Origin of the sequence: Streptomyces sp. NBC_01283 (genome assembly GCF_041435335.1) — a bacterium.
In the GTDB taxonomy this organism is placed as follows: domain Bacteria; phylum Actinomycetota; class Actinomycetes; order Streptomycetales; family Streptomycetaceae; genus Streptomyces.
In genome coordinates, this window is sequence record NZ_CP108430.1 from 563,759 (window position 1) to 588,912 (window position 25,154).

24 protein-coding genes and 1 pseudogene are annotated in these 25,154 nt (G+C 68.6%); 10 read left to right on the forward strand and 15 right to left on the reverse strand.

The window, feature by feature from the left end; translation table 11 throughout:
• The first annotated feature begins 69 nt into the window (after positions 1–69).
• Positions 70–381 (forward strand): putative quinol monooxygenase, encoded by a 312-nt coding sequence (locus OG302_RS02505; protein WP_371525130.1) that lies wholly within the window; start codon positions 70–72, stop codon positions 379–381.
• A gap of 50 nt (positions 382–431) precedes the next feature.
• Here the strand turns inward: OG302_RS02505 and OG302_RS02510 are convergent, their stop codons facing one another.
• On the reverse strand, positions 432–1,835 hold the full coding sequence (locus tag OG302_RS02510; RefSeq protein WP_371525131.1) for a cytochrome P450: 1,404 nt from the start codon (positions 1,833–1,835) through the stop codon (positions 432–434).
• Between the two features lie 124 nt (positions 1,836–1,959).
• Here OG302_RS02510 and OG302_RS02515 point away from each other — a divergent pair, with 124 nt between their 5' ends.
• Positions 1,960–2,607, forward strand: coding sequence for a TetR/AcrR family transcriptional regulator (locus OG302_RS02515; RefSeq protein WP_371525132.1), 648 nt, complete (start codon positions 1,960–1,962; stop codon positions 2,605–2,607).
• A gap of 451 nt (positions 2,608–3,058) precedes the next feature.
• Here OG302_RS02515 and OG302_RS02520 read toward each other — a convergent pair whose 3' ends face one another.
• Complete coding sequence (locus tag OG302_RS02520) at positions 3,059–4,948, reverse strand: FHA domain-containing protein (RefSeq protein WP_371525133.1); 1,890 nt, start codon at positions 4,946–4,948, stop codon at positions 3,059–3,061.
• A gap of 577 nt (positions 4,949–5,525) precedes the next feature.
• Here OG302_RS02520 and OG302_RS02525 point away from each other — a divergent pair.
• Positions 5,526–6,065 carry a hypothetical protein gene (locus tag OG302_RS02525; RefSeq protein WP_371749995.1) on the forward strand — a complete coding sequence of 180 codons (540 nt, stop codon included), beginning with the start codon at positions 5,526–5,528 and terminating at the stop codon, positions 6,063–6,065.
• A 407-nt stretch (positions 6,066–6,472) separates the two neighbouring features.
• The gene (locus OG302_RS02530; protein ID WP_371525134.1) at positions 6,473–6,658 is read left to right on the forward strand and encodes a hypothetical protein; all 186 of its coding nucleotides are present in this window, start codon (positions 6,473–6,475) and stop codon (positions 6,656–6,658) included.
• 70 nt (positions 6,659–6,728) lie between these two features.
• Here the strand turns inward: OG302_RS02530 and OG302_RS02535 are convergent, their stop codons facing one another.
• Together OG302_RS02535 and OG302_RS02540 are read right to left on the reverse strand one after the other, a co-directional pair.
• Positions 6,729–7,220, reverse strand: a complete 492-nt coding sequence (locus OG302_RS02535) for a hypothetical protein (protein WP_371525135.1) — start codon at positions 7,218–7,220, stop codon at positions 6,729–6,731.
• A gap of 92 nt (positions 7,221–7,312) precedes the next feature.
• Positions 7,313–7,828 (reverse strand): hypothetical protein, encoded by a 516-nt coding sequence (locus tag OG302_RS02540; protein WP_371525136.1) that lies wholly within the window; start codon positions 7,826–7,828, stop codon positions 7,313–7,315.
• Between the two features lie 142 nt (positions 7,829–7,970).
• Here OG302_RS02540 and OG302_RS02545 point away from each other — a divergent pair, with 142 nt between their 5' ends.
• The gene (locus tag OG302_RS02545) at positions 7,971–10,139 is read left to right on the forward strand and encodes a hypothetical protein (protein WP_371525137.1); all 2,169 of its coding nucleotides are present in this window, start codon (positions 7,971–7,973) and stop codon (positions 10,137–10,139) included.
• Positions 10,136–11,062 (forward strand): hypothetical protein, encoded by a 927-nt coding sequence (locus OG302_RS02550; RefSeq protein ID WP_371525138.1) that lies wholly within the window; start codon positions 10,136–10,138, stop codon positions 11,060–11,062. The genes OG302_RS02545 and OG302_RS02550 overlap by 4 nt, the downstream gene beginning before the upstream one ends.
• Positions 11,063–11,079: 17 nt before the next feature.
• On the opposite strand, the gene OG302_RS02555 is transcribed toward OG302_RS02550, so the two are convergent.
• Positions 11,080–11,484 carry a nuclear transport factor 2 family protein gene (locus OG302_RS02555; protein ID WP_371525139.1) on the reverse strand — a complete coding sequence of 135 codons (405 nt, stop codon included), beginning with the start codon at positions 11,482–11,484 and terminating at the stop codon, positions 11,080–11,082.
• Between the two features lie 67 nt (positions 11,485–11,551).
• On the opposite strand from OG302_RS02555, the pseudogene OG302_RS02560 reads away from it, so the two are divergent.
• Positions 11,552–11,920: pseudogene (locus OG302_RS02560) on the forward strand (nitroreductase family deazaflavin-dependent oxidoreductase); the annotation flags it as partial.
• A 42-nt stretch (positions 11,921–11,962) separates the two neighbouring features.
• Here the strand turns inward: OG302_RS02560 and OG302_RS02565 are convergent.
• The 5 genes from OG302_RS02565 to OG302_RS02585 all read right to left on the reverse strand — a co-directional run bounded on the left by OG302_RS02565 (position 11,963) and on the right by OG302_RS02585 (position 16,072).
• Entirely contained in the window at positions 11,963–12,241 is a 279-nt protein-coding gene (locus tag OG302_RS02565; RefSeq protein ID WP_371525140.1) for a hypothetical protein, read from the reverse strand.
• A gap of 171 nt (positions 12,242–12,412) precedes the next feature.
• On the reverse strand, positions 12,413–12,793 hold the full coding sequence (locus tag OG302_RS02570) for a hypothetical protein (RefSeq protein ID WP_371525141.1): 381 nt from the start codon (positions 12,791–12,793) through the stop codon (positions 12,413–12,415).
• Between the two features lie 77 nt (positions 12,794–12,870).
• Positions 12,871–14,079 carry an enoyl-[acyl-carrier-protein] reductase FabV gene (gene fabV / locus OG302_RS02575; RefSeq protein ID WP_371525142.1) on the reverse strand — a complete coding sequence of 403 codons (1,209 nt, stop codon included), beginning with the start codon at positions 14,077–14,079 and terminating at the stop codon, positions 12,871–12,873.
• A 369-nt stretch (positions 14,080–14,448) separates the two neighbouring features.
• Entirely contained in the window at positions 14,449–15,192 is a 744-nt protein-coding gene (locus tag OG302_RS02580) for a phosphotransferase (RefSeq protein WP_371525143.1), read from the reverse strand.
• 154 nt (positions 15,193–15,346) lie between these two features.
• Entirely contained in the window at positions 15,347–16,072 is a 726-nt protein-coding gene (locus OG302_RS02585) for an alpha/beta fold hydrolase (RefSeq protein WP_371525144.1), read from the reverse strand.
• 174 nt (positions 16,073–16,246) lie between these two features.
• Here OG302_RS02585 and OG302_RS02590 point away from each other — a divergent pair, with 174 nt between their 5' ends.
• Positions 16,247–16,636 (forward strand): winged helix-turn-helix transcriptional regulator, encoded by a 390-nt coding sequence (locus OG302_RS02590; RefSeq protein ID WP_371525145.1) that lies wholly within the window; start codon positions 16,247–16,249, stop codon positions 16,634–16,636.
• A gap of 283 nt (positions 16,637–16,919) precedes the next feature.
• On the opposite strand, the gene OG302_RS02595 is transcribed toward OG302_RS02590, so the two are convergent.
• The 4 genes from OG302_RS02595 to OG302_RS02610 all read right to left on the reverse strand — a co-directional run bounded on the left by OG302_RS02595 (position 16,920) and on the right by OG302_RS02610 (position 21,521).
• Positions 16,920–18,548, reverse strand: coding sequence for a class I adenylate-forming enzyme family protein (locus tag OG302_RS02595; RefSeq protein ID WP_371525146.1), 1,629 nt, complete (start codon positions 18,546–18,548; stop codon positions 16,920–16,922).
• Between the two features lie 419 nt (positions 18,549–18,967).
• Entirely contained in the window at positions 18,968–19,315 is a 348-nt protein-coding gene (locus OG302_RS02600; RefSeq protein WP_371525147.1) for an STAS domain-containing protein, read from the reverse strand.
• A gap of 670 nt (positions 19,316–19,985) precedes the next feature.
• Positions 19,986–20,897: a MerR family transcriptional regulator gene (locus OG302_RS02605; protein WP_371749996.1), complete on the reverse strand. Its 912-nt coding sequence runs from the start codon at positions 20,895–20,897 to the stop codon at positions 19,986–19,988.
• 105 nt (positions 20,898–21,002) lie between these two features.
• The gene (locus OG302_RS02610; RefSeq protein WP_371525148.1) at positions 21,003–21,521 is read right to left on the reverse strand and encodes a pyridoxamine 5'-phosphate oxidase family protein; all 519 of its coding nucleotides are present in this window, start codon (positions 21,519–21,521) and stop codon (positions 21,003–21,005) included.
• Between the two features lie 253 nt (positions 21,522–21,774).
• Between OG302_RS02610 and OG302_RS02615 the strand changes: the two genes are divergently transcribed.
• Positions 21,775–22,956, forward strand: coding sequence for a serine hydrolase domain-containing protein (locus OG302_RS02615; RefSeq protein ID WP_371525149.1), 1,182 nt, complete (start codon positions 21,775–21,777; stop codon positions 22,954–22,956).
• Between the two features lie 40 nt (positions 22,957–22,996).
• Here OG302_RS02615 and OG302_RS02620 read toward each other — a convergent pair whose 3' ends face one another.
• A complete protein-coding gene (locus tag OG302_RS02620; protein WP_371525150.1) occupies positions 22,997–23,443 on the reverse strand; it encodes a hypothetical protein in 447 nt (148 codons plus the stop codon).
• 214 nt (positions 23,444–23,657) lie between these two features.
• On the opposite strand from OG302_RS02620, the gene OG302_RS02625 reads away from it, so the two are divergent.
• Positions 23,658–25,124, forward strand: coding sequence for an FG-GAP repeat protein (locus OG302_RS02625; RefSeq protein ID WP_371525151.1), 1,467 nt, complete (start codon positions 23,658–23,660; stop codon positions 25,122–25,124).
• Positions 25,125–25,154 lie beyond the last annotated feature (30 nt).

Below are 25,154 nucleotides of genomic sequence, written 5' to 3' on the forward strand. Positions count from 1 at the left end.
GTCACCTAAGTGCCCCGTTTTTGTGAGACTGGCCCGGCAGCCTCATACGCAACGCGACGGGAGACAGACATGGGCAAGGTCGGGCTGTACGTCAAGTTCCGCACCCAGCCAGGACAACGCGATGCCCTGGTCAAGCTCCTCCTGGAGGCTGCGGAACACGCGCAGGATGCCCCCGGGTGTGAGCTCTACATCGTCAACACCGCACCCGGCGAGGAAGACATCGTGTGGGTCACCGAGATCTGGCGCAGCGAGGCCGACCACACCGCCTCGCTGTCCGCGGCCGGAGCCAAGGAACTGACCGGGCAAGCTCTCCCCCTCCTGGCTGGCCCGCCCGAGCGGATCGACCTCTCCCCCGCCGGCGGAGCCGGACTACGCGGATGAAAACTCCGGGCAGCGCTCACGACGGCAACGGGTAACGATCTCCGCGTGGCTCACCAACGCACAGGGAGCGCCGCGAGCCCGCGCAGCAGGCTGGGGCGCCAGGCCGGAGTGCCGTTCGTACCGTCGAGCCGTAGATCCGGGCAGCGTTGGAGGAGGGCGCGCAGGGCGATCGCGCCTTCCATCCGGGCGAGTGGTGCGCCCAGGCAGTGGTGGATGCCGTGGCCGAAGGCCAGGTGGGATGCCGTGGTGGCGGGGTCGCGGTGGATGTCGAAACGGTCGGGGTCGGGGAAGTCCGCCGGGTCCCGGTTGGCAGCGGCGAGCGAGAGGATGAGTGCGTCCCCCTTGGGGATGTCGACGCCGCCCAGGGTCAGAGGCTCGGACGCGTAGCGGTAGGTGACGGCCAGGGCCGGGGGTTCGTAGCGCAGGGTCTCCTCGATGGCGCCGCTGATCAGTGAGGGGTCGGCCCGCAGGGCCGCGAGTTGCTCCGGGTGTTGCAGCAACAGGTATACGGCGCTGGAGATGAGGTTGGCGGTCGTTTCGTGTCCGGCCACGAGCAACAGGAAGGCCATGCCCAGGAGTTCCTCCGGGGTCAGCGCGGCATCGGCTCCGTCTCCGGCCAGCGCGAGGGCGGTGAGCAGGTCGTGGCCTTCGCCGGAGGAAGTGGCGGAAGGGGATGGAGATGAGGACGCCGCCGTCTGCGCCTTGCCGGGGGCGTCGGCGTCGGCATTCACCGTACGAGTGGACGCGTCGATCTTGTCCTTGATGAGACCGGTGAGATAGCTGGTCATCTCCTGACCGGCGACCACGGCCGCCTCCGGGTCGGTGGCCGTGACGATCAGCGCCGACCAGGCTTGGAAGGCGGCGCGGTCCGCCGTGGGCACCCCCAGCAGTTCGCAGATCACGGTCACCGGCAGCGGGAAGGCGAACGACTCGACCAGGTCCGCACCCTTCAGGGGAGCGAGTGCGTCGAGCAGGTCCTCGGCGATCTGCTCCACCCTCGGCCCCAGCGCCTTGACCCTGCGGTGGGTGAACGTACCCGCCACGAGGCGGCGGAGCCGAGTGTGGACCGGTGGATCGACCTGCAGCATGTTGAGGCCGATGGCGAAACCGCCGTCGGCCTCCCAGGTGCCGGAGTGCTTGATGTCGTTGCACAGCCGCGGATCAGTGAGAGCCGAGCGGACTTCCTTGCCGCCGGTGACGATCCATGCCGGGGCGCCCTGCGGCAGCATGACCCGCTGGACGGGGTGCGTCGCACGCAGCTGTGCGTACCGGAGGTGGGGGTCAGCAGTGAACTGCGCCTGATCCGGGAAGAGGGGCGGCAGCAGCTCCTCCGTGGTGACCGCACCGCCGGGTGCGGCCCCACCGACGGGCGCGGACTCACCTCCGGAAGCGGCCCCACCGACGGACACGGGCCCACCGCCGGAAGCGGGCGAATCCGAGTTCTGTGCGTGCATGACGTCCTCCAGGGGCGAGCGGCAAAGGGGTGCTCACGAACAAGTGGGGAGGACTCCCCACTTCCCGTCGTTCATACCGTAGCAGCAAGTGGGGACACCTCCACGCTTGCGCTACGGTGGGCCGGTGAGACAAGACGCGCTGAGGAATCGTGAACTCGTGCTGGCCGCCGCGCGGGAGGTCTACGCCGAGCAGGGCGTCGAGGCTCCTCTCGACGTCATCGCCCGGCGCGCGGGCGTCGGCAACGCCACGCTCTACCGGCGCTTTCCCGACCGCGCGGCGCTCGTCGAAGCCGTCTTTCACGATGCCCTCACGGCCGCGATGCAGGCTGGGGAGGAGGCGCGCCGCGCGACCGACGCATGGGTGGGCCTCACCTCGTATGCCGCTGATGTCTTCGCCGGCCTGGCCGCCGATCGTGGTGCCGTCGAGCTCATGACGACACGGATCACCGGCGTCCCCACCCTCGAAGCGCTACACGCCCACAACGCGGAGACCTACCGCCTGCTGCTGGAACGCTGCCGCGCCGACGGCACCGTCCGGGACGACGTGACCGTGGAGGACCTGCTCCTCGCCCTCGCGGCGCTGGGCTGCGCCCTGCCCGCGACCGAGGCGGCCGCCCCCGGATCCTGGCGTCGGCTGCTGGCGCTGCTTCTCGACGGGCTGCGCAACGCGGACAGCGAACCCCTCCCCGGTAGTCCGCTGAACGGTGAGCAACTGGGTCACGCCCTGGGGGCACTTCACCGCCTCCCGACCCCCTCCGCGGGACAGGAGTGACGGCCGGGGCGGACGCCGGGAACTGCGTCACCTGACTACGCGGCCGGGCTCGGCGCCCGGCGACGCGGCTGGCCTCCATCGGCCGCAACGCATCGGCGGCCTCGGTCCGCCGAGCGGCGCGCTCATCGATGGCGGCAGCCAGCCGATCCACCGAGCGCTCGACTCCGGCCGACAGCACCGGATCGACGGAAACTCACCCGACATCAGTCGAGCGAGCCGGGCGGGGGCGAACGATGACTTCCCGCTCAGCCTCAACCCGCCCAAGGTCGCGACGGGCATCCTCCGAGGCGGCATTCGCCGCGTCGCGGAGACCACCGTCGCGACGCCGCCCCCGACCCACCCTCATCGAGACCGTGTCCCACGGCCTTCTCGATCAGCCTTCTCGATCAGCATTCGAGACCCAGTGGTCGAGGACCGTGGACCACAGCCAGGCGGGCTGCCTGATGCCGATTCACCCCACCGGGACCGAGTCCAGCCGCTCCGCTGGATAGAAGATGTCGATGTCGACCTCTTCCCCACCGACGATCTGCGTGTCCCACGCTCCGCTGCGGACCAAGGTGTACAGGCTCTGACTGCTCAACGTGTCCAGATGCTTCAGGAGCGTCGCGTCGTCGGGCATCCCGGGGAGCCGCGGCGCCAGTCGGTCGCGGATCTCGCGCAGTTGCCGCATGAGTGCTTCGAGGTCCGACTGCCGGCCCACGTCCAGGTCCAGGCCCCGCTCCGCGGACTCCGAGATGCTCTGCTGGATCTTGTCCTTGATGGCCCGGGTCACCCCGTGCTCATCCGTGGTGATCATGGAGTTCCAGGCGCGGCTCTTGTGCCGGTACTGGAGCATCGACATGGCCGCCTCATGGCGGACGAAGTCCGCGTCGCGGAACGGCCGCCCCCGCCAGGTGCCGCTGAGCGACCGGGCGAGCGAGATGACCGACCCCCAGCCGCTGTTGAGGCCACGCCCGGGCCAGAAGTGGATGGCGTTGGCGGCGTCCCCGAGCAGGAAACCGTACGTGCCGGGGTCGGTGGACGTCCTGGGGTACAGCCGGGCGGTGAACCGCGGCCGCTGCACCATGTCGAGGCGGAATGCGGTGACGGCGGTCAGGTCGGACTCGGGCACGCCGAACAGCGCCAGCCCCTCCTTGACCCGCTTCCACAGCGCCGACCCCTTGATCAGGGCGGGCAGGAACAGGGTGCTGTGGGTGTCACAGCAGAAATCGCCGTCCTCGCTCCGGTTCATCACACACGGGCGAGAGGCGATGCATTCCTCGAACACCTGCCGTACGGGGTCGATCCCCACGACCTCCTTCGCCTCCTCGTCGGTGAGCCTCATGTTGAGGAAGCCCTCGCCCCGCAGGGAGTTGAGGAGGAAGCGGTTCTGCGCCACGGTCAGCAGCACGGACATCGGATCCGGGAGCGTGGACTTCACCTTGAGGCCGAGCACCACGTCCTGCAGATGCGCGCCTTCCAGGGAGTAGATGGACTTGTCGGCCTGGCCGAACTTCTCGGCGAAGTGCCCACGCGTCCGGGAGCGGCCTCCCTCGCAGATGGCGAGCACATGGTCCGCGGCCGCGGTCTCGCGGTTCCCGACCGCGTCGAACCGCTCCGGGATCAGACGGATGCGGTCCGGCTTCTCGTTGGCCAGCTCGAGCAGCGTGTCCTCCACGTACGCGATGCGGATGTTCCGCGGGTTGTGACCGTCGATCGAGTCCGGGCCCGCAGGCCACATCTCGCTGTATGTGCCATCCCTGAACAGCCTGTCCCGGACCTCTTGGGGAAGACCCAGGTACTGGCGGCTCTGGACCGTGACGACCTGCTGCCGCCGCACGTTGCCCTGCTTCTCGTTCTTCCATATGACCTTGCCCCCGTCCCGGGTCCATCGGCCGTCGTAGACCGTGATGGCGGCCCGGGGGCCGAGAAGGGACTCGAGCAGCAGGGCGAAGGCCAGCCCCACGGGCCCGCCGCCCGACACCGTGACCTTGAGCACCGGCACCGGCTGCTCGACGGGCGGCGGCGTGAGCGCCTCGAGCACGGAGAGGTCCATGATGGTTTCCATCGGACTGGCCGCCTGGAAACGGAACGTTTCCTCGCCGATCGTGATCAGATCGCCGGGCTGGAGCACCCGGGAGGTCATGCGCTCCCCGTTGACGAACGTGCCGTTGCTGCTTCCCAGGTCGTAGAGCATGAAGCCGTGGCCCTCGCGGCGTACCTCGGCATGGAAGCGCGAGATGCTCGCGTCGCGGATCACGACGTCATTCGCGGGCTTGCGGCCGAATGTGAGGGGCTTCGCTCCGATGCCGAACCGCTCACCGGCCAGGGCGCCTTGATGACTGACAATCTCGGGGGGCATGGTTCCTCGGATTCCCTTCATTCAATGAGCCAGGACCAATGAGCAGGGTCAGTGAGCAGAGCCAATGAGCCAGGACCGCACAGCGAAGGCGACCGAACCCGCGGCCGCCCTTTCTCTGAGCCCATACGGCCGGCCGTGCCGGTGCGTTCAGTGGGACATTTCGATTGACGGAAAACCAGTGCTGTCTGTTCGAGACCTGCCGGGACCTGCCCTGGAACCAGCCGGGACCTGCAAGGCGTCGCCCACTGTCACCCCTGTGCACCACCGACCCGACAGATACCGTCGCACCAGTGACACGCAGGGCTCAACCGTCCAAGTGTCCACCGCACGACCGCTGTTGTGTATACGCGGAAGCGCCGCCATGTTGACGGATGACCCCCAGGATCATCGTCACTCATCCGCTCCACCGCGCTCATGCCCGGATAATCCCGCCGTGCTGCGCCCAGCAGATAGCGGCGAAGTCCACAGTCTCGGAGATCAGCACCTGTCAGGAATCGGTGCGGCAGTCTCGTCACCGGCCGGTACGGTGCGATGCAGGACCAAGGAGGGTGAGGGGGGGGAAGATCTGGTGCGCCCCATGCTGATGGTTGATGTGGACGGGCCGCTGAATCCGTACGCCGCAAAGCCGCAGCGTCGACCCGCGGGCTATGAGACACACCGCTTGCTGACCCCTCGGTGGGAGGCAGCCGAGCGGCGTCGGCTGACTGAATGGGGGCTGCCGAACAAGCCCGTGAAGCCGCTGCGGGTGTGGCTCAACCCCGATCACGGCCCGGCCCTGGACGGACTCCCCTACGACCTGGTGTGGGCGACGACTTGGGAGGAAGAAGCCAACGCCTTCGTCGCACCGGTCCTCGGATTGCCCGAGCTGCCCTTCATTCCCTGGCCCTCGCCGCGGCCAGAGCCCGGGGGTGGCGTGTTCTGGAAGACGCCTGAGATCGTCGCGTGGGCGAAGGGCCGTGCGTTCGCCTGGGTCGACGACGAGATCACCGAGGCGGATCGCACGTGGGTGAAGGAACGCCACGGCGGTCCCGCCCTACTGCACCGGGTCGACCCGCGACGCGGCCTTGCCAGCGCCGACTTCGCCGTGCTGACGGCATGGGCAACCGGCCTCGACTGACTCCGCAGCCGGTCGACAGCTTGCTGTCACGCAGTCGTGCGTGATCACTACTGGACATGTCTTACGCATCATGAACAAGTTGACCGTCCGTTCCACCTCTTCTCACAGCAGCCCGGGGGCAGCGCAGGCTTGTGCAGCGAACAGGCACGCTGGCGTGATTCTGTGTACCCGATTCGGCATCACGTGTTCGGCGCTGTCCCTGTCACCGAACTCGGCCAGCTCCGACGCTGACCACGTTTTCAGATGGGAACGACCAGCGGTAGGGCGCGCAATGGCGAGGTGCATTGGGCGCATCGCCCTTCCCTGTGGTGTTAGGGCTTGGAAACGTTAAGAGTGGTGGCGGTTGCGGCGCGGCCAGGACCCCGATGTGCCGACCGCACCACGCAAGCCTCTGCCGGTGGGGAGCCGTGGTCGCCGTCCGGGGACTGCGCTGGATGCTGTGGGGCACGGAACTCCTCAAAGGGCACCGTGTTCCGCAGGACTTCAAGGCCCCGGGTCGCCTCGGTGGCGATCCACAGCGCCTGGGGCTCATGCTCCTCCTGTACGGCATGGTGGTGATGGGCTTCGGAAACTTCGCGGCCATCAGCCAGTGAGGCACCTGCCGGAGGGATGAAGGGCTGTGGCAATCGCACGATCCGCCCGACGCCGGAGCCGAGCGAAGCCTCATCCGCGGGACCGGCGCGCACCGGGAGGCCACACGACATCGACCGTCAGTCCCGCCGAGCGGGCAGCGGCCACAGCGTCCGCCGTACCGCCGCCCAGGCCGGTCGGCGCGCTGCCGTCCCAGACGGCCAGCAGGCGGTCCGCGCCCTGCAGCAGGCGGAGGTTGGCCGCTTCGTAGGCCGCGCGCTCCGCGTGCTCGAACGGCATGACCAGCACCTCGTCGGCGGCATCACGCAGCGCGTCGAACCTGACGAGGTCCGCCGGGGCCACCACGGCGTCCCGGTAGTCCCTGCAGGGGATGATCGCCGTCAGCCGGCCGCCGAGGGCCAGAATCTCCTCGGCAAAGAGGGTGTCAGCACCGGAGGCCAGACAGGAACGCCCCACGAGTGCGTCGCCGCGCAGGCCGACCAACAGGTCGCGCAGCGCCGTACGCACCACCCCGGTTGCCTCGGTGGCCAGGTCCATGTGACCGGTGACGGCGACTGTGACCACGCGGTAGGCCCCTTCCGGACCGGACGACGGGGCCGTCACTCTATCCCGTGGCAGTGGCGCGCTGATCTAGCGCTATCGCGTGTAGGCCGGATTCACAGTGCGGCAGCGGCAGCGAAACCCAGCACATAGGAACCGGCGAACAGGAAAGGGATCCACCGCTCGACCCGGTTCAGCGGCAGATAGATGCGCCAGTCCCGGCCCTCACCGAGCGCTCGCCACTCGGCAGCCACGAAAGTGCGGGCCGGCAGCCGCTCCTCCAGGGCTCCGATCACGGCGAACTTGCCCCGGTTCAGTTGGTGATAGGAGCGGACGGTGAACCACCAGGTGACACACATCCCCAACAGGACCAGCAGAGCCGCGAGGGCGACCACGACCGGCACCTCACGGTGAGGATCCTGCGACAGCCACGCGCCGAAGAATGCGAGCAGGGCGGTGTGGAGGGTCAGGAAAAAGGTGTTGGCGAGGTTCCGCCGGGCGCTGACCCGGTCGGCCATCTCCACACACAGCTTGTACTGCTCGAAGATCGCGGCGTGATAAGTGGCTTTCGCGTCACGGTAGTCCTCCGCACCGACACCGTTGTTCCACAGCGATTCACTGATGTCAGCCATGGCAGCATCTCCCCGCGGTCGTCACGTTCGCCAACTCTACTGAGACGATACGTGCGTTGATCGGTGGGCAGGGCACAATGCCCTCTGGGAGAAGGTGAGTTGATTGACACGAGGCGAACAACCGGTCGACGATGTCGAGGCAATGCTGTCCATCCCCCCGGAGAAGTTGCGGAGGCATCCCAGGCTGCTGCACGTCGAGCGCGCCAGCGAGGCGGCAGCCAAGGCACTGGCCTATGCGCGGCGCGAGGGCGCTGACGCCGGCGAAGAAGGGAATCCACGGACGTACGACGGCATCGCCCACCGCTACCTGAGCGCCTGCCCGCAGGTTCCCTTCCTCGGCGTCGAGACTCTGGCGGGCCTCGCTGTGCGTGAACGGCGCACGCAGCGAGCGGGGCTGCCTCCTGACCTCGCCCGGCTCGCAGAGCAGCACGACTTCCTGGCCCACCGGCGCCTCGTCGTTCCTGACGGACAGAGCCGGTTCGGCATCGAGCGAGGGCTGCTGTACGTCATGGCCGAACCCGGGGGCGAGATCACCGGCAGGTTTCCGCTGGCGGTCCCCAACCGCACCCTGGACGCCATCGCCAAGCCACAGGACATGCGTCCTCAGCCCACCATGTCCCTCCGGCAGCACCTGACCGAATCGCGCTGGCTGCCCCTGGACGAACTCATCGGGCTCGCACGCTTCCCCCCGATGCGCGAGGCGGCCTCCAGGCTGGCACGCGGAGTCTTCCCCGGTCGGCATCACGTGTTCGTCTCGCACCGTTGGCTCGACGTCGAACAGCCCGACCCGGACGGCACCCAGGCACGGCTGGTCGCATGGCATCTGTTCGCCGCGCTGTGCGAGGCGGTCCGAGTCGCCCACCGACGTGGACTGCACACCCCTCGCCGGGTGGCTCACGCCGCGATGAACATGCCGGTCGGCATGGCCGGTTCGGACATGGCGGAGTGTCTGCTGGTCGGGGTCCTGCGGGAAACGTTGAACGACGCGACGTTGGCACCGGTGGCCCATGAGGTGGAACGGGTAGGTGTGGACGCGATCGAGCGCGGTGCGGCTGAGGCATGCGACGACGTCGGCCTGCGGCGCCTGAGCAGCCTGCTCGATGCCTTGCCCTCGCTGCGGCCGCTGCTGGAACGGGTCCATCTCTGGTACGACTACAGCTGCGTGCCACAGGCCCCGCGCACCCCCGAGGAACAAGCACTGTTCCGGCGCACCCTCCAATCGCTGTCCTTGCTGCAGTTCGCCGCGCGCACCTTGGTACTGCTGGACGATGTTGGCGACTACCTGAGTCGGGCCTGGTGCAGCCTGGAGGCAACGACCTCGCTGGTGCACACGATGGGCGGAGTCCCCGACGTCCTGCTCACCGGCGGACCGGCACGGCCGTCGGGCCCCACCACTCACGCCGAGTCGCTGCGCGGACTCGTACAGGACCGCCAACTCGTCATCTGGCGCGGGCTGTTGGACACCGAACTGTTCCGGCTACAGACGCGCGAGGAGTGTGTGCACCGGCTCGGACTGTCCATGGCTGATCCTGGCGACCTCCCCCACCTCTACGACAGCATGCTCTCCCTTGCCGTGCCGAACGGCCGCACGAGCCTGCAGGCCCTGGTCACGGGCGTGGTTCCGCTGCCTGACATGGGAGAGGGCGGGGTTTTGATTCCGGCACCGGACTACAAAGGGTCCCAGCCGATCGGAGGCAAGCTGCCGGTCAAGGTGATCGGCTCCCTGGATGCGTGGGGCGGTCTGAACCTCCGCGGTTACCTCGAGGAGGGACACGCCGATGCCGGCGCTCCCGACGTAACGCCGTACTGGCACACCCCGGGACGGGACGCCGTCGGCACCGCACCGACCTGTCACGTCGCGGTCGTCGCCGAATGCGAAGGGGAGGCCGTACTCATCGCGTCCTGGATACGACGGCATCACGCGGAGCTCGAAAGGCTGCTGCGGGTCAGAGTCGTTTCCGGGAGCTGGACCGCCGTGGACCCCATCCCCGTGGGGCATCTGCCGCATGGGCGACTGCGGGCACAGCCGGTCCGGGCCGACGTATGGGTGGTGGCAGGAAAGTCCGGGCTGGTGGCGAACGACGTGGGCCAGGCACTGTGCCGCGTGCTCTACGAGGCACGTCTCCCGGTCCTCACCGTGTCCTTGGACCTCGCCGCCGAGAACGTGAAGCAGGTCATCGGCGACGTCGCGCCCAACGCGCCGCACAGCGCCCTCCTGTCCGGGTGGGGCACCGGGCACGAACATCCGGCCGGGCTGCTGTACCTGCACTTGTACGAGCATCTGCTGCAGTGGGGAGCCCCGGTCCGGTGAAGGCGCCACTTGTAGGGGATTTCGTCGAGGGAGAGCTGGGACGGGTACTGCGCGCCCTCAGCGTGGCCGACCGGGACGGGGACCGCGTCGGTTTCAGCGCACTGTGCCGACAGCACGCCTCCGAACTCGACGCCCGCCGGGACGAGTGGCTTCGGGTTCCGGAGGAACTGCGCGAGCCCCTCCGCCGCAACACGAAGGCCATGCTCGCCTACCCCCAGACCATTCAGCGGCTCGCGCGCGAGCTGGACGAGCTGGGCCGCCCCGACGCGCTCCGTCAACTGTCGGGCGCCGACTTGCCGGGAGACCCGCTGGGGAAGATCCAGGAGGCGGAGATCCTCGCCGAGGACGGGGAGTACGAGGCCGCTGACGCGCTGCTCCACGCAGAACTCGCTCAGGGCCTGAGCGACGACGTCCGGAGGGCAGCCATCCACTCCCGTCTGGTCAGGAACGCAGCCATGCAGGACGACCTCGACACGGCCGTCGACCATGCCCGCCTGGCTCACGACCTGGCGCTGCGCTCCGGGGATCAGGGAGTGGAAAAAGCAGCGGCGGTCCTGGACGACCTGCTCACCGCCCGCGAACTGCGGCGCGGCACACTCGACGGACGCCAGCTCGGTGCCTGCCGGGAGACCCTGACAAACGCGCAGCAGCTGAGCGACCGAGCCTGGTTCGCGGAAAGCAACCAGGTGCTGCTTCGGCTCCTCGACGAGCTGGACGCACTCCCCGAGGAGGCCTCTGCCCGCCGTTTCCTGGGCAAGCTCTGCGGCCTGATGGGGCTGAACCACTTCCACGCGGGCGAACACGACGAGGCCAGGGCCTGGACGCGGAAGGCCTTGCAGGATTGCCGGCGACACGAGGACCACACCGGAGCGGAGGTCTACGCGGCCAACTTGAAGGAGATCGACCGGGCGGCTGGCGTGTGAGTGAACCCGCTGGCCGGTCAGTCGTCGAAGTAGGCCTTGCCGACGGCGTAGGTGTCCTCGTAGAGGTGATAGCGAGTGATCTGCCCGCCCCGGACCGTGGCGTGCAGGGCGAACGCTGTGTCGATGTTCCTGCCCGTCTTCTTGACCTCGGAGACCATGCGCCCGATCAACACCACGTCGTCTCCCTCGGAGATGACGTGCTGCAGGTCGAACTCCTTGGGCTGGACATGGGTTCGCAGCAGTTCGAAGAACGTCTGCATTCCCTCCGACGAGTCGACCACCGGCACCCACGGAATGCCTGGTGGATGCGGAATCGAGAAGGACACCGAGTCGGCGAACAGGGCCGCCGCCTCCGCGGTCTTCCCCTCGGCGAGCAGCGGGAACAAGCGTTGCACGGTCTGCGCGGGCGACTCTGCTGTCATGTGCGTCGATGCTAGGGAAGCCGCTTCGCGATGTCATGCCCTGCGGAGACACGAACCGGGTGCGACACCGGTCCTCATTGTCACGATGCGTGGCGCGAAGACCGGCAGGCTCCGCAAGATTCCGCTGATGCGCGTGGAGCACGAGGGGCAGTACGCGGCGGTGGCCTCGAAGGGCGGCTTCCCGCGCCATCCGGTCTGGTACTTCCACCTCAAGGCCGACCCGCAGGTGGATCTCCAAGACGGTCCCGAACGCCAGGGCATGGTGGCCCGTGAGATCACCGGGGACGAGAAGGCCCAGTGGTGGCAGCGCGCGGTCACCGCGTATCCGCCGTACACCGACCATCAGGCGAAGACCGACCGCGTGATCCCCGTCTTCGTACTCGAACCCGAGCACCTGGCCCGGCCGGTGGAGGCCTCTGCGCCGACGGGGAACTGAGCTTCGGGGACCGGGTCGTGCCGTGCGCTGCCGTCCGTGGGTTCAGTCGTCGACAAAGGAGAGGCAGACCGCGGCAGGCTCCATGACCACCTGGTCCTGGGTGTAGCAGTCTGCCTGTCGGGTGGCGACCTCGGCTCCGCAGCCCGAGCAGACAAGGTTCGGGCCGTCACCGCCCGCCGGCCCCTGGCAGCAACCGATCCATCGCATGATGTCGGGGTGTTGATCGGTGCCGATGACGTCGTCCGGATGGACGACGAAGCCCGGCAGGTCGATGGCGAACTCCTCCAGACGGAAGTTCGGGGCGTAGGTGCCGCGGGGCATGCGTACAGGCCGCGTCCGGACGCCGGGTACCTCTGACATGGGGACCAGCTGCGGAACCTTGATCTTGGAAACAGGTCCGGTGAGCGGCTGTCGGCAGTGGTCACACAAGAAGCGCGGCATACTGCTGAGTCTTCCTGCCGTGTAATGGCCTGGCCATCGATTTGTGACTGATCACGGCTGCCGGATCCATCTCGTGGTCACAGGCTTGGGCTCGGGTGGCCGCGGCCGGCTACCGTTGCGGTCCCCGAGCTTGGGCTGCTTCTCCTCGTCAGGAGTGGCGTCGGTGTAGGACCAGTCGCAGTTCGCGTCGCTCTGGTAGTAGCCGTAGGTGCGCAGCTCGCCGGTCCAGCCCTGGGCGGTCATCGCGTCCCGAGCGGACTTCCACCAGTCAGCGCAGTCGTATCCCCAGGGCACCGGGTTGCCCAGACAGGGGCGCTCGTGAAAGCCGTGGATCATGATGACCGGTTCGTCGACACTGTCGTCGCGAGGCGGCGCGTCGGCCGCCAGCGCCGGCGAAGCCTGCCCCAGCAGTAGGGCCAGGGCGGCGACCATCGCCAGGATCAGCGCGGCTCCGGCGCCTCGTCCCCGCCCGCCTCTATGCGACGCGATCGGGGCGTTCGTCGTGCGGGTCAGCTGGTGGGCGTGGGCCAGGGGACATCGGTTTCGACGGTGGCGGTGTAGTCGACGCCCGGGACGGAGAAGCCGTAGAGGCGCCGGACTTCGCTGCTGAACCAGTCGAGGTCGGCGAGTTCGGTGATGGTGTCGCTGGTGGCGGCACTCCAGCGCTCGGCGACGGTGTTCTGCACGGTGGGATCGAGTTCCCAGCCGTCGAGGCGGACCCGGCCCTCGTCGTCAAGATCGAGGGGACGGGATCCGGTCAACTGGGCCCACAGGTCAACGAGTTGACCGATCGGAGCCACCATGGCGTCGCCGAGGACGCCGCGCAGCAGCCCGACGTACAGGGCGATGCCGGGGATGGCGGTGGAGGACTGTGTGACAGCGGCGGCGTTGACCGAGGTCACGGCCCGGCCGCCCAGCGTCTTGCCGAGGCGCTCGTCCAACTTGCGTGCGGTGGCTTCCAGATGAGACTTCGCGGCGCCGATCGTGCCCTGCCGGTAGATCGCCGCGGTGAGCGGTGATCCGATGTAGGACAGGGCGGCGGTGGTGAATCCGTCGGCGAGCAGGGACTTGTCGGCCAGGAACGTGATCCACCGTTCCCAGTCGATGCCGCCCATCACCGCCACGGTCTGCTCGACATCGTCGCCCTCGGCCGACGCGGTGGTGACCTCCTTCACCTCCGGGGCACCGGACTCGTCGAAAACCAAGGTCTTGGTGGTGTACGGCGAGCCGATCGGCTTGAGGGCCGAGGCATACACGTTGCCGGTGTCCGGGTCGGTGCGGCGAGGCGCGGCCACCGAATAGATCAGGAAGTCGAGGCGTCCGCCGAACCGTTCGGCGAGGATGTCGGCGACCTGCTCCTTCACCGTGTCGCTGAACGCATCACCATTGACGAAAACCATGTCCCGCCCGTGCTGTCGGGCGAGCCGTGCGGTGGCGGCGGTGCGATACCAGCCGGCCGTGCCGGTGCGCCGCCCGGGCGCCTTCTCGAAGCACACGCCGATGCCACGGATACCGACACGGGCCAGGCCCGCGATCGTGGCGGCCAGGCCATAACCCGCGGACGAGCCGATGACCAGAGCGACCGGCCCTTCGCCTCCGGCGGCGACCGGGGTGGGAACGGCCTGCCACATGTCGTCCACCAGCTGTCGGCAGCCGCCGGGATGGGAGTCGAGGAACAGGAAGCCCCGGCTCTTGGGCGCGATGACGCGTTCGCTCATGGTGTGGTGCCCCAGGTGTCGTCACGGACAAGGACGCGGCAGCCACCTGGGCCACCCCGTCCCGCAAGTCTGCGGCCGTGCGGATGAGCACGGTGATCTTGGGCGGCACAACGATGATCGGCCGGGCTTGGAGGGTTCCCACTAGCTCTGGCGGAGCGAGCCGGCGACACCCGAGTCGCGCCTTCCGGGCTGTCGACCAACCGGTTCCGCCGAGCGGCAGGGCCGGTTGGTCGACAGCCCCCATTCGGCGGCGGCACGCTGGGCACGCGTCACACCGGGCAGCAACCGCCTCGGTGGCCACGCCGCCCCTGGGCCTGCCCCACCAAGATTCTCGGCACGATCACGATGTGCGAATCGGTCTGAGGGCAGTCAGCCGCGGGCCTGAGGGACCCAGAAGGAGGCGGGCAGCAGGCCCACTTCACGGGCGGCCTGTTCCAACTCGGCGGCAACCGGCTCCAGCGCGGTGTAGACGGGGTCGCCATCAGCGGCCATACGGCGGATGACGTCCGCGTTGGACCTGGCCCGCGCGGCCACCACCGTCCCGAACGCCGAGCGGTCGCCTTCGTATCCGTAGGCGTCGAGCAGCAAATGCAGCCGCCGGGAGCGGTCTTCGAAGGCCGTGAACCCGGTCCGCTCGGCGAACCGGCGCGCGTACAGCGGGACCCAGGTCAACGCCATGAAGGCCAGGTCGAACTCACGCGTCGACGGACCGGCGGTGTCCCAGTCGAAGAAACCCGCCAGGCCTCCCTCGCGCCAGACCGCGTTCCACGGGGCGGCGTCATGGTGGCCGATGACCAGACCGGGACGCCACGCCTGCCCGGCGAGCCAGCGAGCGTCGGGCGGCGGCACGAAGGACCGGGTCGCATCGTGCAGTCTGCGGGCCCATCGGCCCACCTCCACGAGCGCGGTCTCCGAGTACACCCAGGCAGGCCACGGGAGGTCCTCGCCCGCCGTCTCGCCTTCGAGGTGGGTCAGGATCTCACGCCCTTGGCCGTCCACTCCCAGGACCCGGGGTACGCCCTCCATCCCGGCCGCCTCCAGATGGCGCAGCACCGCGTGCACCGCGGGTGTCCAAGGCTGGACGGGCCGGTGCACGGCGTCACCGCGGCGCACCGCCCCAACTGTCCTGCCCCCGGGCAAACGTCGCTCCTCTTCCATGGGTCGGTTCTACCCGCCATTGCATGCGCATCGAAAGGTCAGCGGCAGACTTCATCGAGCCCTCGCCGCGTTCCTGACGTGGGCGTCACACATTGATGACAGCCCCTGGCTAGGAGAGTTTGAGAAGCAGTTCGCTGAGTTCGCCCGGCATAGTGATCATGCAGTCGTGTCCGGTCGGCAGCTCCCATACCTGGGCGGCAGTGCCGTTGGGCTGGATCGAGGGGACAGGACGACGGGTGACGCCCGCCGGCATGGCGCCGACATTGTGAATGTGCGTGCGCGGGATCGCGTTGACGGCTGGGTTGCCCAGTCGCACCGGCTGCTGCAGACAGCGCACCGGCTGATCCGAGAGCATCCCGCGCAGCCAGGCGACGTCGACCGGGTCGGTGACGCCGAACAGGCCGAAAGGCGCGGGCTGCTCGGGCATCGGCGGCACGCGCCAGCCGCTCTCGGACTCTTCAGCGAGCTCGATCAGTTGCCGTGTCACGGGTTGGACGTCAACTGCGGACTCGCCGTCCTCCGGGACCATCGCATCGAGATAGACCAGGTGCGCGATGCGTTCCGGAATCCGGTTGGCCACGGAGGAGATCACCAGCCCTGCGTAGCTGTGCCCGACGAGTACGACGTCGCTGAGGTTCTCCTCGGTGATCAGCCCGACCACATCGTCGACGTGCGTATCGAGACCCACCTCCGGCCCGAGCAGGTGTGCCTTGTCGCCATAGCCGGTCAGGGACGGCGCGAACACCCGGTGCTCGGCGGCCTCCAGCAGCGGTACCACCCGCTCCCAGCACCGTCCGTTGTGCCAAGCACCGTGTACCAGCAGAAATGTGGACATCGATCTTCCTTCACGGGAGCAGAAGAGCACGGTCACGCGCAGGCCGCTGGTTCGCGGCTCTGGCGGTTACCTTTCGTGCCTCGGTACTGTTTGAGTACCTAGAGCATGCTGGTGCACACGAAGCGCCGCGGGCAATAAGGCACTTTTCGGTGCCCCGGTTCTCTGGAGGTAACCATGGACGCGGCACAGGGCGATCCTCAGTCGGCGGCGCAGCCCGGCGATGCGTGCCGGACCCGGGTGGTGCTCGACATCGTCGGAGACAAGTGGTCGCTGCTGGTCGTGCGCAATCTCAGGGACGGACCGCGCCGTTTCACCGAGCTCAAAAGAGCCATCGACGGAATCAGCCAGCGCATGCTCACCGTGACGCTGCGCAGCCTGGAGCGCGACGGAATCCTGACCCGCACCGTCCACGAGGTGATGCCGCCACATGTCAGCTATGAGCTCACGGAGATGGGCATCACCCTGCGCGAGGCCACCGCGCCCCTGCTCGAATGGAGCGTCGCGCACCTCGCCCGGATCGACGATGCCCGCTCCGTCTACGACGCCCGCACGGATCCCCGATGACCTCATGGCGGAACGGGTAGCCGAGTATCACCCGCCAATCCCACTCTGAAGACGCGTCCCAGGGCAATCAGTTCCGGGCGCAGGCCCGCGCTTCGTCGTGAAGGCCTTCCGATGCGGTTCGGCCTTCGGACGGCATCGCCGGTCGTATGCGGGGGGCACGTCGACGCGACGCGCCCTTCGCGCTGGCGCAGCGCATCGCCGCTGCCGTGATCGCCCGCGGGCGGGGGTGACGGTCAGCGCCCCTCCTCCCAGCAGGCGATCCGCGCCTCCGGCGACAGCGGCCCTACGGTGTCGGCTCCAGAGTCGCGCTCGTCCACGCCGCGCGCAGCGCCTTCTTGTCCACCTTGCCGACCTTGGTCGTCGGCAGCTGATCCAGCAGGACCGTCTTGCGGGGCGTGTACAGCTCTCCCAGGTCGGCGGTCACCAAGGCGGCGACGTCGTCCGGGTCGACGTCCACGCCCTCGGCCGTGGCCAGGAAGATCTGTACGGCTTCCCCGTACTCCTCGTCGGGTACGCCCAGCGCGGCCGCGTTGCGGACACCGGGCAGCGTGAGCAGGAAGTCCTCCAGGACCCGGGAGTAGACGTTGTCGCTGGTGCTGCCGGTGACGATGATGTCCTTGGCCCGGTCCACGAGAAAGAGGTACCCCTCGGCGTCGAGGTAGCCCAAGTCGCCGGTGCGCAGCCAGCCGTCGTCAAGGGCCTCGGCGGTGCGCTCCGGGTCCTCGTAGTAGCCGAGCATCACTGTCTCGCCCCGGACGCATACCTCGCCGACCTGCCTGGCGGGCAGCGCCGCCGTGCTGCCTTCGGCACGGATCTCGATCTCGGTGTCGGATATCGCGCGACCGCAGCTGCGCCAGAGTTCGGGCCGCTGAGCTCCCTCCGAGGCGAGGTCCTCCGCACCGAATGCTGCGATACCGAGCGCCTCCGACTGCCCGTAGCCCTGGCTGAGCACGGGCCCGAAGACCTCGACCGCCTGCTGGAGCCGGGTGGGCGACGAGGCCGCGCCTCCGACGACGATCCGCCGCAGGGCCGGGAGGACCCCCGGCTCGCACTCCGGGTGGTCAAGCAGCGCGTACAGCATCGGCGGCACGAACATGGTGGCGGTGATCCGCTCCTCGCGCAGCACCGTCAGCGCCGCGCTCGCTTCGAACTCGGGCAGCACGACGAGGACGGACCCTGTCACCAGCGCCTGAACCGCGATGAGGTGCCCGCTGCCGTGAGTGAGCAAAGTGGAGGCGAGCACGCGGTCCGTGCCCGGTTCCATGGTCGGGAAGACCGCCGGGCGGGAGTCCTGTGGGGCGCCCTTCACCAGGTCCACCAGCGCGTCGTAGAGCCGGTGGCTGTGCGCGGCGAGCTTCGGGCGGCCCAGGGTGCCACCGGTGTAGAGCACCGTGACGGCCTCGTCCGCTCCCGGCGCGGGCACACCGTCGGGGCGCACTTCCGGGCACTCGGCCTCCAGCGCCAGCAGGTCCGCGCACGGCTGCTCGCAAGGTCCGAGGCTGAGCAGCACAGGGGCGTGGACACTGCGGCCGGCCGCATCGGCGGCCCGCTCCGCGAAGAGGGGGTCGGTGACCACGGCACGCGCCCTGGACTGCTCGACCAGCGCGGCGAGTTCGCCGGGCCCGGGTTCGGGTGGCAGGAACACGACGCGGCAACCGACGAGGTGGACCGCCAGCTGCACCAGGACGGAGTCCACCCGGTTGGCCAGGAACAGGCCCACTCCGTCGCCGGGCTCGAGCCCCTGGCGGCGCAGCGCGTGGCCCAAGCGGAACAGGCGCTGCCTGGCCTCCCGCCGGGTCAGCCGCTGCGTGCCCTGGACGAGCGCCTCGGCATCCTCATCCTGGTGCCAGTGCTCGAGGATGTGGTCCACGTACGTCCACGGCTCATCTGTCTTCTGCGCGTCTATGATCATGAACATATGCAAACATGCCGCTCGGGAACCGTGACCTCACAGGGGGCTCTTTCGGTCATCAGCTGACGGAGTATCATGCCCCTGTCAGCACTCATGTCCCCGGCGGGGTCCACCCAGCCGATTTATGTCAGGCCTGGTCACGCGCTTGAAGGCTCCCGACCCGGTCCCGATCAACGTCATCACCGCGGCCATGTGACCTCGCCCCGGAGCACCGAAACGCGGCGCATCCCGACCAGCGAGACCGAGCCCAGTTCGACGGCTTCGCCTGTGACAACATGTGCGACTCCCCCCTAGTGCGTCCGCTGCCACAAAGCGGCGGGAAGTTGCCTCAGGCGCGATCCGAATGGTGCGTGAGCGGCCGACGGGCATGGCGGCGCCGACGCGCAGGCATGGGTGTGACCGTGCGACCCCGGGGATTCTCAACGTTCGGCGTCAAGGTCCCCTTGTTGCCCTGCGAAGGGCAACAGCGCACGTAATCCAGCTCGGTCCAGGGCATCCTGGACGCACTCGCTCGCCGCAGTGAGCGCAAGGCTGCCCCCGGCGTGGCTCGCGGCGTGCCGGATACCAAGGAGGGTGTAGAGGCTGCCGTTGTCGCACTGTGTGACCCCGGCGAGGTCGATCAGCAGGTGCCGCTGGCCTGCTTCGAGTTCACGGACGACGGTGTCACTGAGCTTACTCACGTTGAAAACGTCCAACTCACCGACCAGCACGAGGGTGAGAAACTGTGGGGTACCGGACAATGTCTCCCTGATAGCCAACCGATCCATGGTCGCATTTTGCGCACCATCGGGGAGAGTCGGCAGCGGGGCAGGGAAAGTGCATCCCAAAGAGTTCGATGCACAGCCGCTTCCACTACATGGGGGCACGGTTAGGGCCGTCGCTGAGCTCATGCCATTGACGTCGACGTTGACGCTCGCGACCCGACGCCTCACTCACCAAGGCCCGTGGTCGCCAAGGCTCGTGGTCATCAGACCCTTGGCCGGTTTTGGCTTCGCGCCCCGTCGCTGGGCAACGGGAGAATCGATGCCTTGGCAGCACCGACGGGACGGGCCCCTGAGACGCGACGTCGTTTTCCGTCCGCGTTTGTGGGGTGGGTGGTTCGATGGCCGGACCGAGTCGGCGCGTGCGGCCAAGTGGGGGTGGACGTGCCGGAATTCGACTTCATCGTGGTGGGCGCGGGCACGTCGGCGCCGGTCTCCATGACCATCCGATCGCCGGCGTCGTGTTCAGTCATGAGTTCAGGGGCCGAAGGTCACCGTCACCACGGGCGCATCGCAGGGCATCGGCGCTGAAGAGGACAGAGCGCTGGGCACTAGACGCCGGATTCGGACGAGCGGCCCCACAGCCTTGGCGGCCCGACAGCCTTGAAAGCCACGCCACGGTTTGCTCGGCGCTGAACACACCGTGTTTGTTCCCCAGGCCGGCCCAGGCCGTGTTCTAGGTACGGGGTGAGTCTTGGGCGGAGAGTTCTTCGGCCAGTTCCATGCAGCGCAGGCGGGCCGGGGAGAAGTCGTAGGGCATCTTGCCAATGGCTTCGAACGCGCTCATGGAGCCAGCCTTCCGCCTGCCGGAGCTGAGGTCGGCCTCGTCCTCGCCGTCATCAGCGGTGGCAGAGTGCAAAGTGTCCCAGGCGTCGAAGAGGGCATCGTCGTCCTTGTCCAGGCCGGACTCCTCGATGGCGGCCTGCAGGGCGCTTTCGAAGGCATGCCGCTCGACGGCCACTTGAGCCACCCGTGGATCATCGACGGCGACACTGTCATCGAGCGCCTCCTCGGCGCCATCGATCCGGTCGGAATCCTCCCGCAGAGAGGGATGCATGGCCAGGACGACGAAGCGGGTCGCCTGGACGGCCGCGCCGAGCGGACCGAAGATCCGCTCAGTGACCAGCAGACTGTCCAGGTCCGCCTGACGCAGGGAGCCATCGGGCAAGCTCTTGAGGCGGTCGGTGACGAAGTCGGAGAGCAGGCCCATCCGGCTGCCTTCGGTGCGCATCCGCTGCACGGCGGTCCGCTGCCGCCGCAATTCGGCCTCCTGTTCAGCGAGGGATTCCTCCAACTGCTCCAGGATGCCCGCGATACCGTCTCCGCTGTCCGCACCGGCGGAATCCGTGCCGGTGACAAAGGCGTCACGGATGTCGTCCAGGGCGATCCCGGCGTCGGCCATCTTGCGAATCCACAGCAGGCGGATCATGTCCTCGTACCCGTAGCGACGACGGTCATCGCCGCCCCGCTCAGGCTCGGGGAGCAGGCCGATCTCGTGGTAGTGGCGAATCGCCCGCGGCGTGCTGCCCGCGAAGGCCGCCGCGTCACCGATCTTGACCTGGCGAGGCGGCATGAAGGACGAATGCATGAGCAGGGGCCTTTCCTCAAGGGACCGGGGCGTAAGTCCACCGGACCACATGCCGCTACGGAAGGTGCAACCCATACACACCGCCCCGGTTCGGCGCTCGCTCCGTCAGGCGGCTCCCTCTGCACAGCACCGCGCCGACGGGCAACCGGCAGCATGCTGGTGTGCCCGGCAGGCCGCCTGGCATGGGTTCTGACGGAAGCAGTGCACGGCCGGGTCGTAGACAGGTGCGATGAAGCGGGTGCCGGTGATGGCGTCAGGGAACGGCGTGCCGGGAGTGGTGGTCAGCGGGATGTAACCAACCCAGGCCTCGATCTCGTCGTCCTTGGGCTGGTCGCGGGCGAACCCGGCACGTACCTTCATCCCGAGAGCCGGCCCGGCACCACGCTCTCCACGACCCGGGGCGCCGCCAGCGGCGGTGGTCATGAACCGGCCGAAGGCCGAGCCGTGCAGCAGCAGTTGGTCGACCTCGCGCATGTGGAGAGTGGGAACGACGACCGGACCGTCGTCGGTGGCGAACCCGGCATGGACCGCGAGCGCCTCGTCCAAGATCGCGTAGACGGCGTCCCGGTCGTAGTTGACCCGTTCGGGATAGCGCTGCGCCGTGGTGTGTGCGGTCGGAGACACGCCTGCGACTGTAAAGCGCCGCCCTGTCGGCAAGGCGGGAGGGCGACACCACCCTCGGCACACGCCACCCGAACGGTCAGGGCGGCAGTGAACGTGCAGTCACTGGCACGCCATCAGGGAAGAGCAGCACGGTGCCGGCCTCCGGCCGTGCCCGCGTACCGCCCTCGGCTGGATGGAGCACAGTCGCGCGCGGGTTCGTGAACCGCGGGTGACTCTGGACGTCCCACCGCGCTCACGTTTCAGGAGTCCTCCCGTGCTGGTTCCAAGCTCCCCGCAGGGCCGCCTGCCTCTTGTCGCTCTGCTGGCCGCCGCTGCCTGCATCACCGGGTTGGTGCAGGCCCCGGCCCAAGCCGCGGATGCCTCCGCCGACGACAACCGCTCAGGCTCACTGCGACGGCAGTTGCAGGAACTGACCACCGCGCCCGGCGGACCGCCCGGTGCGATTGCCGTCCTCAAGCGAGGGTCCCGCACCGAGGTCTACCGGGCCGGCGTTGCCAAATTCGGCACTGATCGTCCGATCAAGGCCACCGACCACATGCGCATCGCCAGTACGGCCAAGGCGTACAGCGGCGCGGTCGCCCTCAAACTCGTCGACTGCGGGAAGCTTCGCCTGAACGACACCATCGGCAAGGTTCTTCCCCGGCTGCCGCGTGCATGGCATCGCGTCACATTGCGGCAGCTCTTGCAGCACACCAGCGGACTCCCGGACTTCAGCATGGACCCGGAGTTTCTGGAGCTGGTGACCGAGGACCCGCGCCGCCACTTCGACTCCCGCCGGCTGCTGGACTTCGTGGCCGGTGAGCCGTTGGCCTTCCGCCCGGGGAGTCGGTACACCTACTCCAACTCCGACAACATCGCCGTGGCACTGATGGCGGAGGCAGTGACCGACCGCCCCTACGAAGACCTGCTCGCCGAGCTCGTGTACCGCCCGTTGGGTCTACGCAGCACCAGCCTGCCGCAGGGCTACCGGATGCCCAAGCCCTACATGCACGGCTACGACGTCACCCCTCCGAATCCGCCCGAGGACCTCAGCGAGGTGCTGAGTGCGTCAGGTGTGTGGGCGTCGGGCGGGATCATCTCGACACCGAAGGACATGACGGCCTTCATCCGCGGCTACGCCGGTGGAAAGCTGATCTCCGACCGGACACGCCATCAGCAGCGGAACTGGGTGAACGGCGCATCCGAACCCGCAGGTCCCGGCACGAACAAGGCCGGTCTGGCCATCTTCCGGTACGCCACCCGCTGCGGTGTGGTGTACGGCCACACGGGCAACTTCCCCGGTTACACGCAGCTGATCGCAGCCACCCCGGACGGCAAGCGGTCGCTGACCGTCTCCCTCACCACCCAGGTCAACAAGAAGAACAAGCCGAAACTCCTTGAGCGGCTGCGGACCGTGGAGGAGAACTTCGTCTGCGCGCTGCTGCGCAAGCAGTAGGCGGGAGGTGCGTGCGCGAAACCGCGGTCTACGGCCTTTCTCAGAGCGGGAGTTGAGGTGAGCGCGGACGAGGCGATTTCCCGGGGCCGCTCCCCCCACGGTCCTCGTTGCGGGCCGACGCCCGCCGGTTCGCCTGCACGAAAGCGCCGGCCGTGAAGATGGCCGTGCCCGCGAAGGAGCTCGCCAGGGCAGGGTTGAGCCAGGACGGCACCACCGGGCTGGCGAACAGGCGGCCGTCGGTCGTTCGGCACATGACGTCCAACGGAATGAACCGCACCTCGTGCTCCAGCACGTGTGCGCCCTGCGGGCCATGGGGGGCCTCCTGGCACTCGCGCATGGGCGTGGAATCCGCACCCTCGCCTACTTCGCTGACAGCGAGGCCAATGGCCAAGAGTCCCAGGAGGTAAAGGGCAGCGGTGACAACGGCGGAGAAGATTGCCATGCCACGTAGGCACGTCGATTCGCTGCCACCGTCAGGTTCGACCATGGAACACACCGTATCGGGGCAGCGCGGCGGCCGGGCAGGGCTCATGGCTTCCCGCAGCACGGCAGTGCGCCAGGGCGCCAGGGCTCACGGCTTCGCGAAGTTCGCCGCACAGATATCCTGCGCAAGAACCGCACCTCGAATCCGTACAACCGGCGCAGGCTTTCGGCGGTCACACCAGGTAGTCCGTACCCCCGTCGACCGAGTGGGAGCCTCCATGTCTTACAGCCGCCGCATCCTGGCATGCGCCGTCGCGGCCGCCGCTGCGGCCACTGCCGGGTTCGTGTTCCCGTCCGGCGCCACCGCTGCCGCACCGAGTACCGCCACGAGCGACTTCAACGGTGACGGTTACGCGGATCTCGCTGTCGGCGTCCCGGACGGGACCGTCAGCGGCCAGGCCAAGGCGGGGTACGTGAATGTCGTCTGGGGCGGCCCGAGAGGCGTCGGCGCCCACGGGAGCATCCGTGTCACGCAGGCCACTGCCGAGGTTCCCGGCAGCCCGGAGGCGGGTGACCGCTTCGGCGCGTCCGTGGCCCTGGTGGACCTCAACGGCGACGGCATCGCCGAGCTGCTCGCCGGTGCCCCCGGCGAGGATGTCACCGACCGCGGTACGGACGCGGGCATGGTGATCGCCGTAGGCGGCTCGAAGGACGGGCCGGGACCGGGGTCGACGGTCCTCACCGGGCCGTCGCCGTCGGCTGCGTACGGCAAATCGGTGGTGGCGGCCGATCTGACCGGCGGCGCCAACAAAGCGATCGTGATCGGCGGCACGGACAAGGTCGTCGCTCGTGTCATCCAGGGCGAGGACAGCATGGTCACCACCGTCGTCACCGCCCCCATGGGCGGCCGTGCCCCCGTCCTGACCACCGGAGACTTCGACAGCGACGGCACGGCGGAGCTGGCCGTGGCGTACTGGACCGCGGGCGACCCCAACACCCAGTCCCACGTACGCCTGTGGAAGTGGGACCCCGAACGGTCCGAGATGGCCAACTTCTGGAACACGGACAACGCCGGGGTGAGCGCCCTGGCCGTCGGCGACTTCGACGGCGACGGCCGCGACGACCTGGCACTCGGCGAATGCCGTGAGATCGCCGACGAGAACATCGACGACCCGTGCGGCCCCGAGAAGCTCGCCAAGGGGGGCGGCATCCACATCCACTACGGAAGCCCCCAGGGCAGCCCCTTCGGCCGCACCCAGACCCTCAACCAGGACACGGCGGGCGTCCCGGGCACGGCCGAGGACGGCGACCGCTTCGGCGCCGCCCTCGCCGTCGCCGACGTCAACCACGACGGCCGCTCCGACCTGATCGCGGGTGCTCCCGGTGAGGCCATCGGAAGCAAAGCGGGGGCGGGCGCCGCCTGGCTGCTCCGCGGCGGCGCCAAGGGCCTGCTGGATGCCGACGGCGCTGCCTCGTCCGTCGACTGGAACCAGGACACACCCGGTGTCCCCGGCGTCGCCGAGGCGGGCGACGCCTTTGGTACGGCGGTCGCCACGGGCGGCTACAACACCGGCGGCGTACCGGATGTCACGGTCGGATCCCCGGGCGAGAACGCCTCCCTGGGCGCCGCATGGCTCCTCCCCAACGGCTCGGCCGACGGCTCGGCGGCCTTCTCGCCCCGCACACTCGGCCTCCCGTACCTCTCCACGGCTCAGAAGTACGGCAACCCGCTGAACAGCCACTGAGTGTGCCGACACCTCCCTGCCGAGGAGCAT

Bases quoted from the DNA above. Each gene is read 5' to 3' on its own strand.
- OG302_RS02505 (WP_371525130.1), top strand. From the start codon at position 70: ATGGGCAAGGTCGGGCTGTACGTCAAGTTCCGCACCCAGCCAGGACAA.
- OG302_RS02510 (WP_371525131.1), bottom strand. From the start codon at position 1,835: ATGCACGCACAGAACTCGGATTCGCCCGCTTCCGGCGGTGGGCCCGTG.
- OG302_RS02520 (WP_371525133.1), bottom strand. From the start codon at position 4,948: ATGCCCCCCGAGATTGTCAGTCATCAAGGCGCCCTGGCCGGTGAGCGG.
- OG302_RS02525 (WP_371749995.1), top strand. From the start codon at position 5,526: ATGCTGATGGTTGATGTGGACGGGCCGCTGAATCCGTACGCCGCAAAG.
- OG302_RS02540 (WP_371525136.1), bottom strand. From the start codon at position 7,828: ATGGCTGACATCAGTGAATCGCTGTGGAACAACGGTGTCGGTGCGGAG.
- OG302_RS02545 (WP_371525137.1), top strand. From the start codon at position 7,971: ATGCTGTCCATCCCCCCGGAGAAGTTGCGGAGGCATCCCAGGCTGCTG.
- OG302_RS02555 (WP_371525139.1), bottom strand. From the start codon at position 11,484: ATGACAGCAGAGTCGCCCGCGCAGACCGTGCAACGCTTGTTCCCGCTG.
- OG302_RS02565 (WP_371525140.1), bottom strand. From the start codon at position 12,241: ATGCCCCGCGGCACCTACGCCCCGAACTTCCGTCTGGAGGAGTTCGCC.
- OG302_RS02570 (WP_371525141.1), bottom strand. From the start codon at position 12,793: ATGGTCGCCGCCCTGGCCCTACTGCTGGGGCAGGCTTCGCCGGCGCTG.
- fabV (WP_371525142.1), bottom strand. From the start codon at position 14,079: ATGAGCGAACGCGTCATCGCGCCCAAGAGCCGGGGCTTCCTGTTCCTC.
- OG302_RS02585 (WP_371525144.1), bottom strand. From the start codon at position 16,072: ATGTCCACATTTCTGCTGGTACACGGTGCTTGGCACAACGGACGGTGC.
- OG302_RS02590 (WP_371525145.1), top strand. From the start codon at position 16,247: ATGGACGCGGCACAGGGCGATCCTCAGTCGGCGGCGCAGCCCGGCGAT.
- OG302_RS02595 (WP_371525146.1), bottom strand. From the start codon at position 18,548: ATGATCATAGACGCGCAGAAGACAGATGAGCCGTGGACGTACGTGGAC.
- OG302_RS02600 (WP_371525147.1), bottom strand. From the start codon at position 19,315: ATGGATCGGTTGGCTATCAGGGAGACATTGTCCGGTACCCCACAGTTT.
- OG302_RS02605 (WP_371749996.1), bottom strand. From the start codon at position 20,897: ATGCATTCGTCCTTCATGCCGCCTCGCCAGGTCAAGATCGGTGACGCG.
- OG302_RS02620 (WP_371525150.1), bottom strand. From the start codon at position 23,443: ATGGTCGAACCTGACGGTGGCAGCGAATCGACGTGCCTACGTGGCATG.
- OG302_RS02625 (WP_371525151.1), top strand. From the start codon at position 23,658: ATGTCTTACAGCCGCCGCATCCTGGCATGCGCCGTCGCGGCCGCCGCT.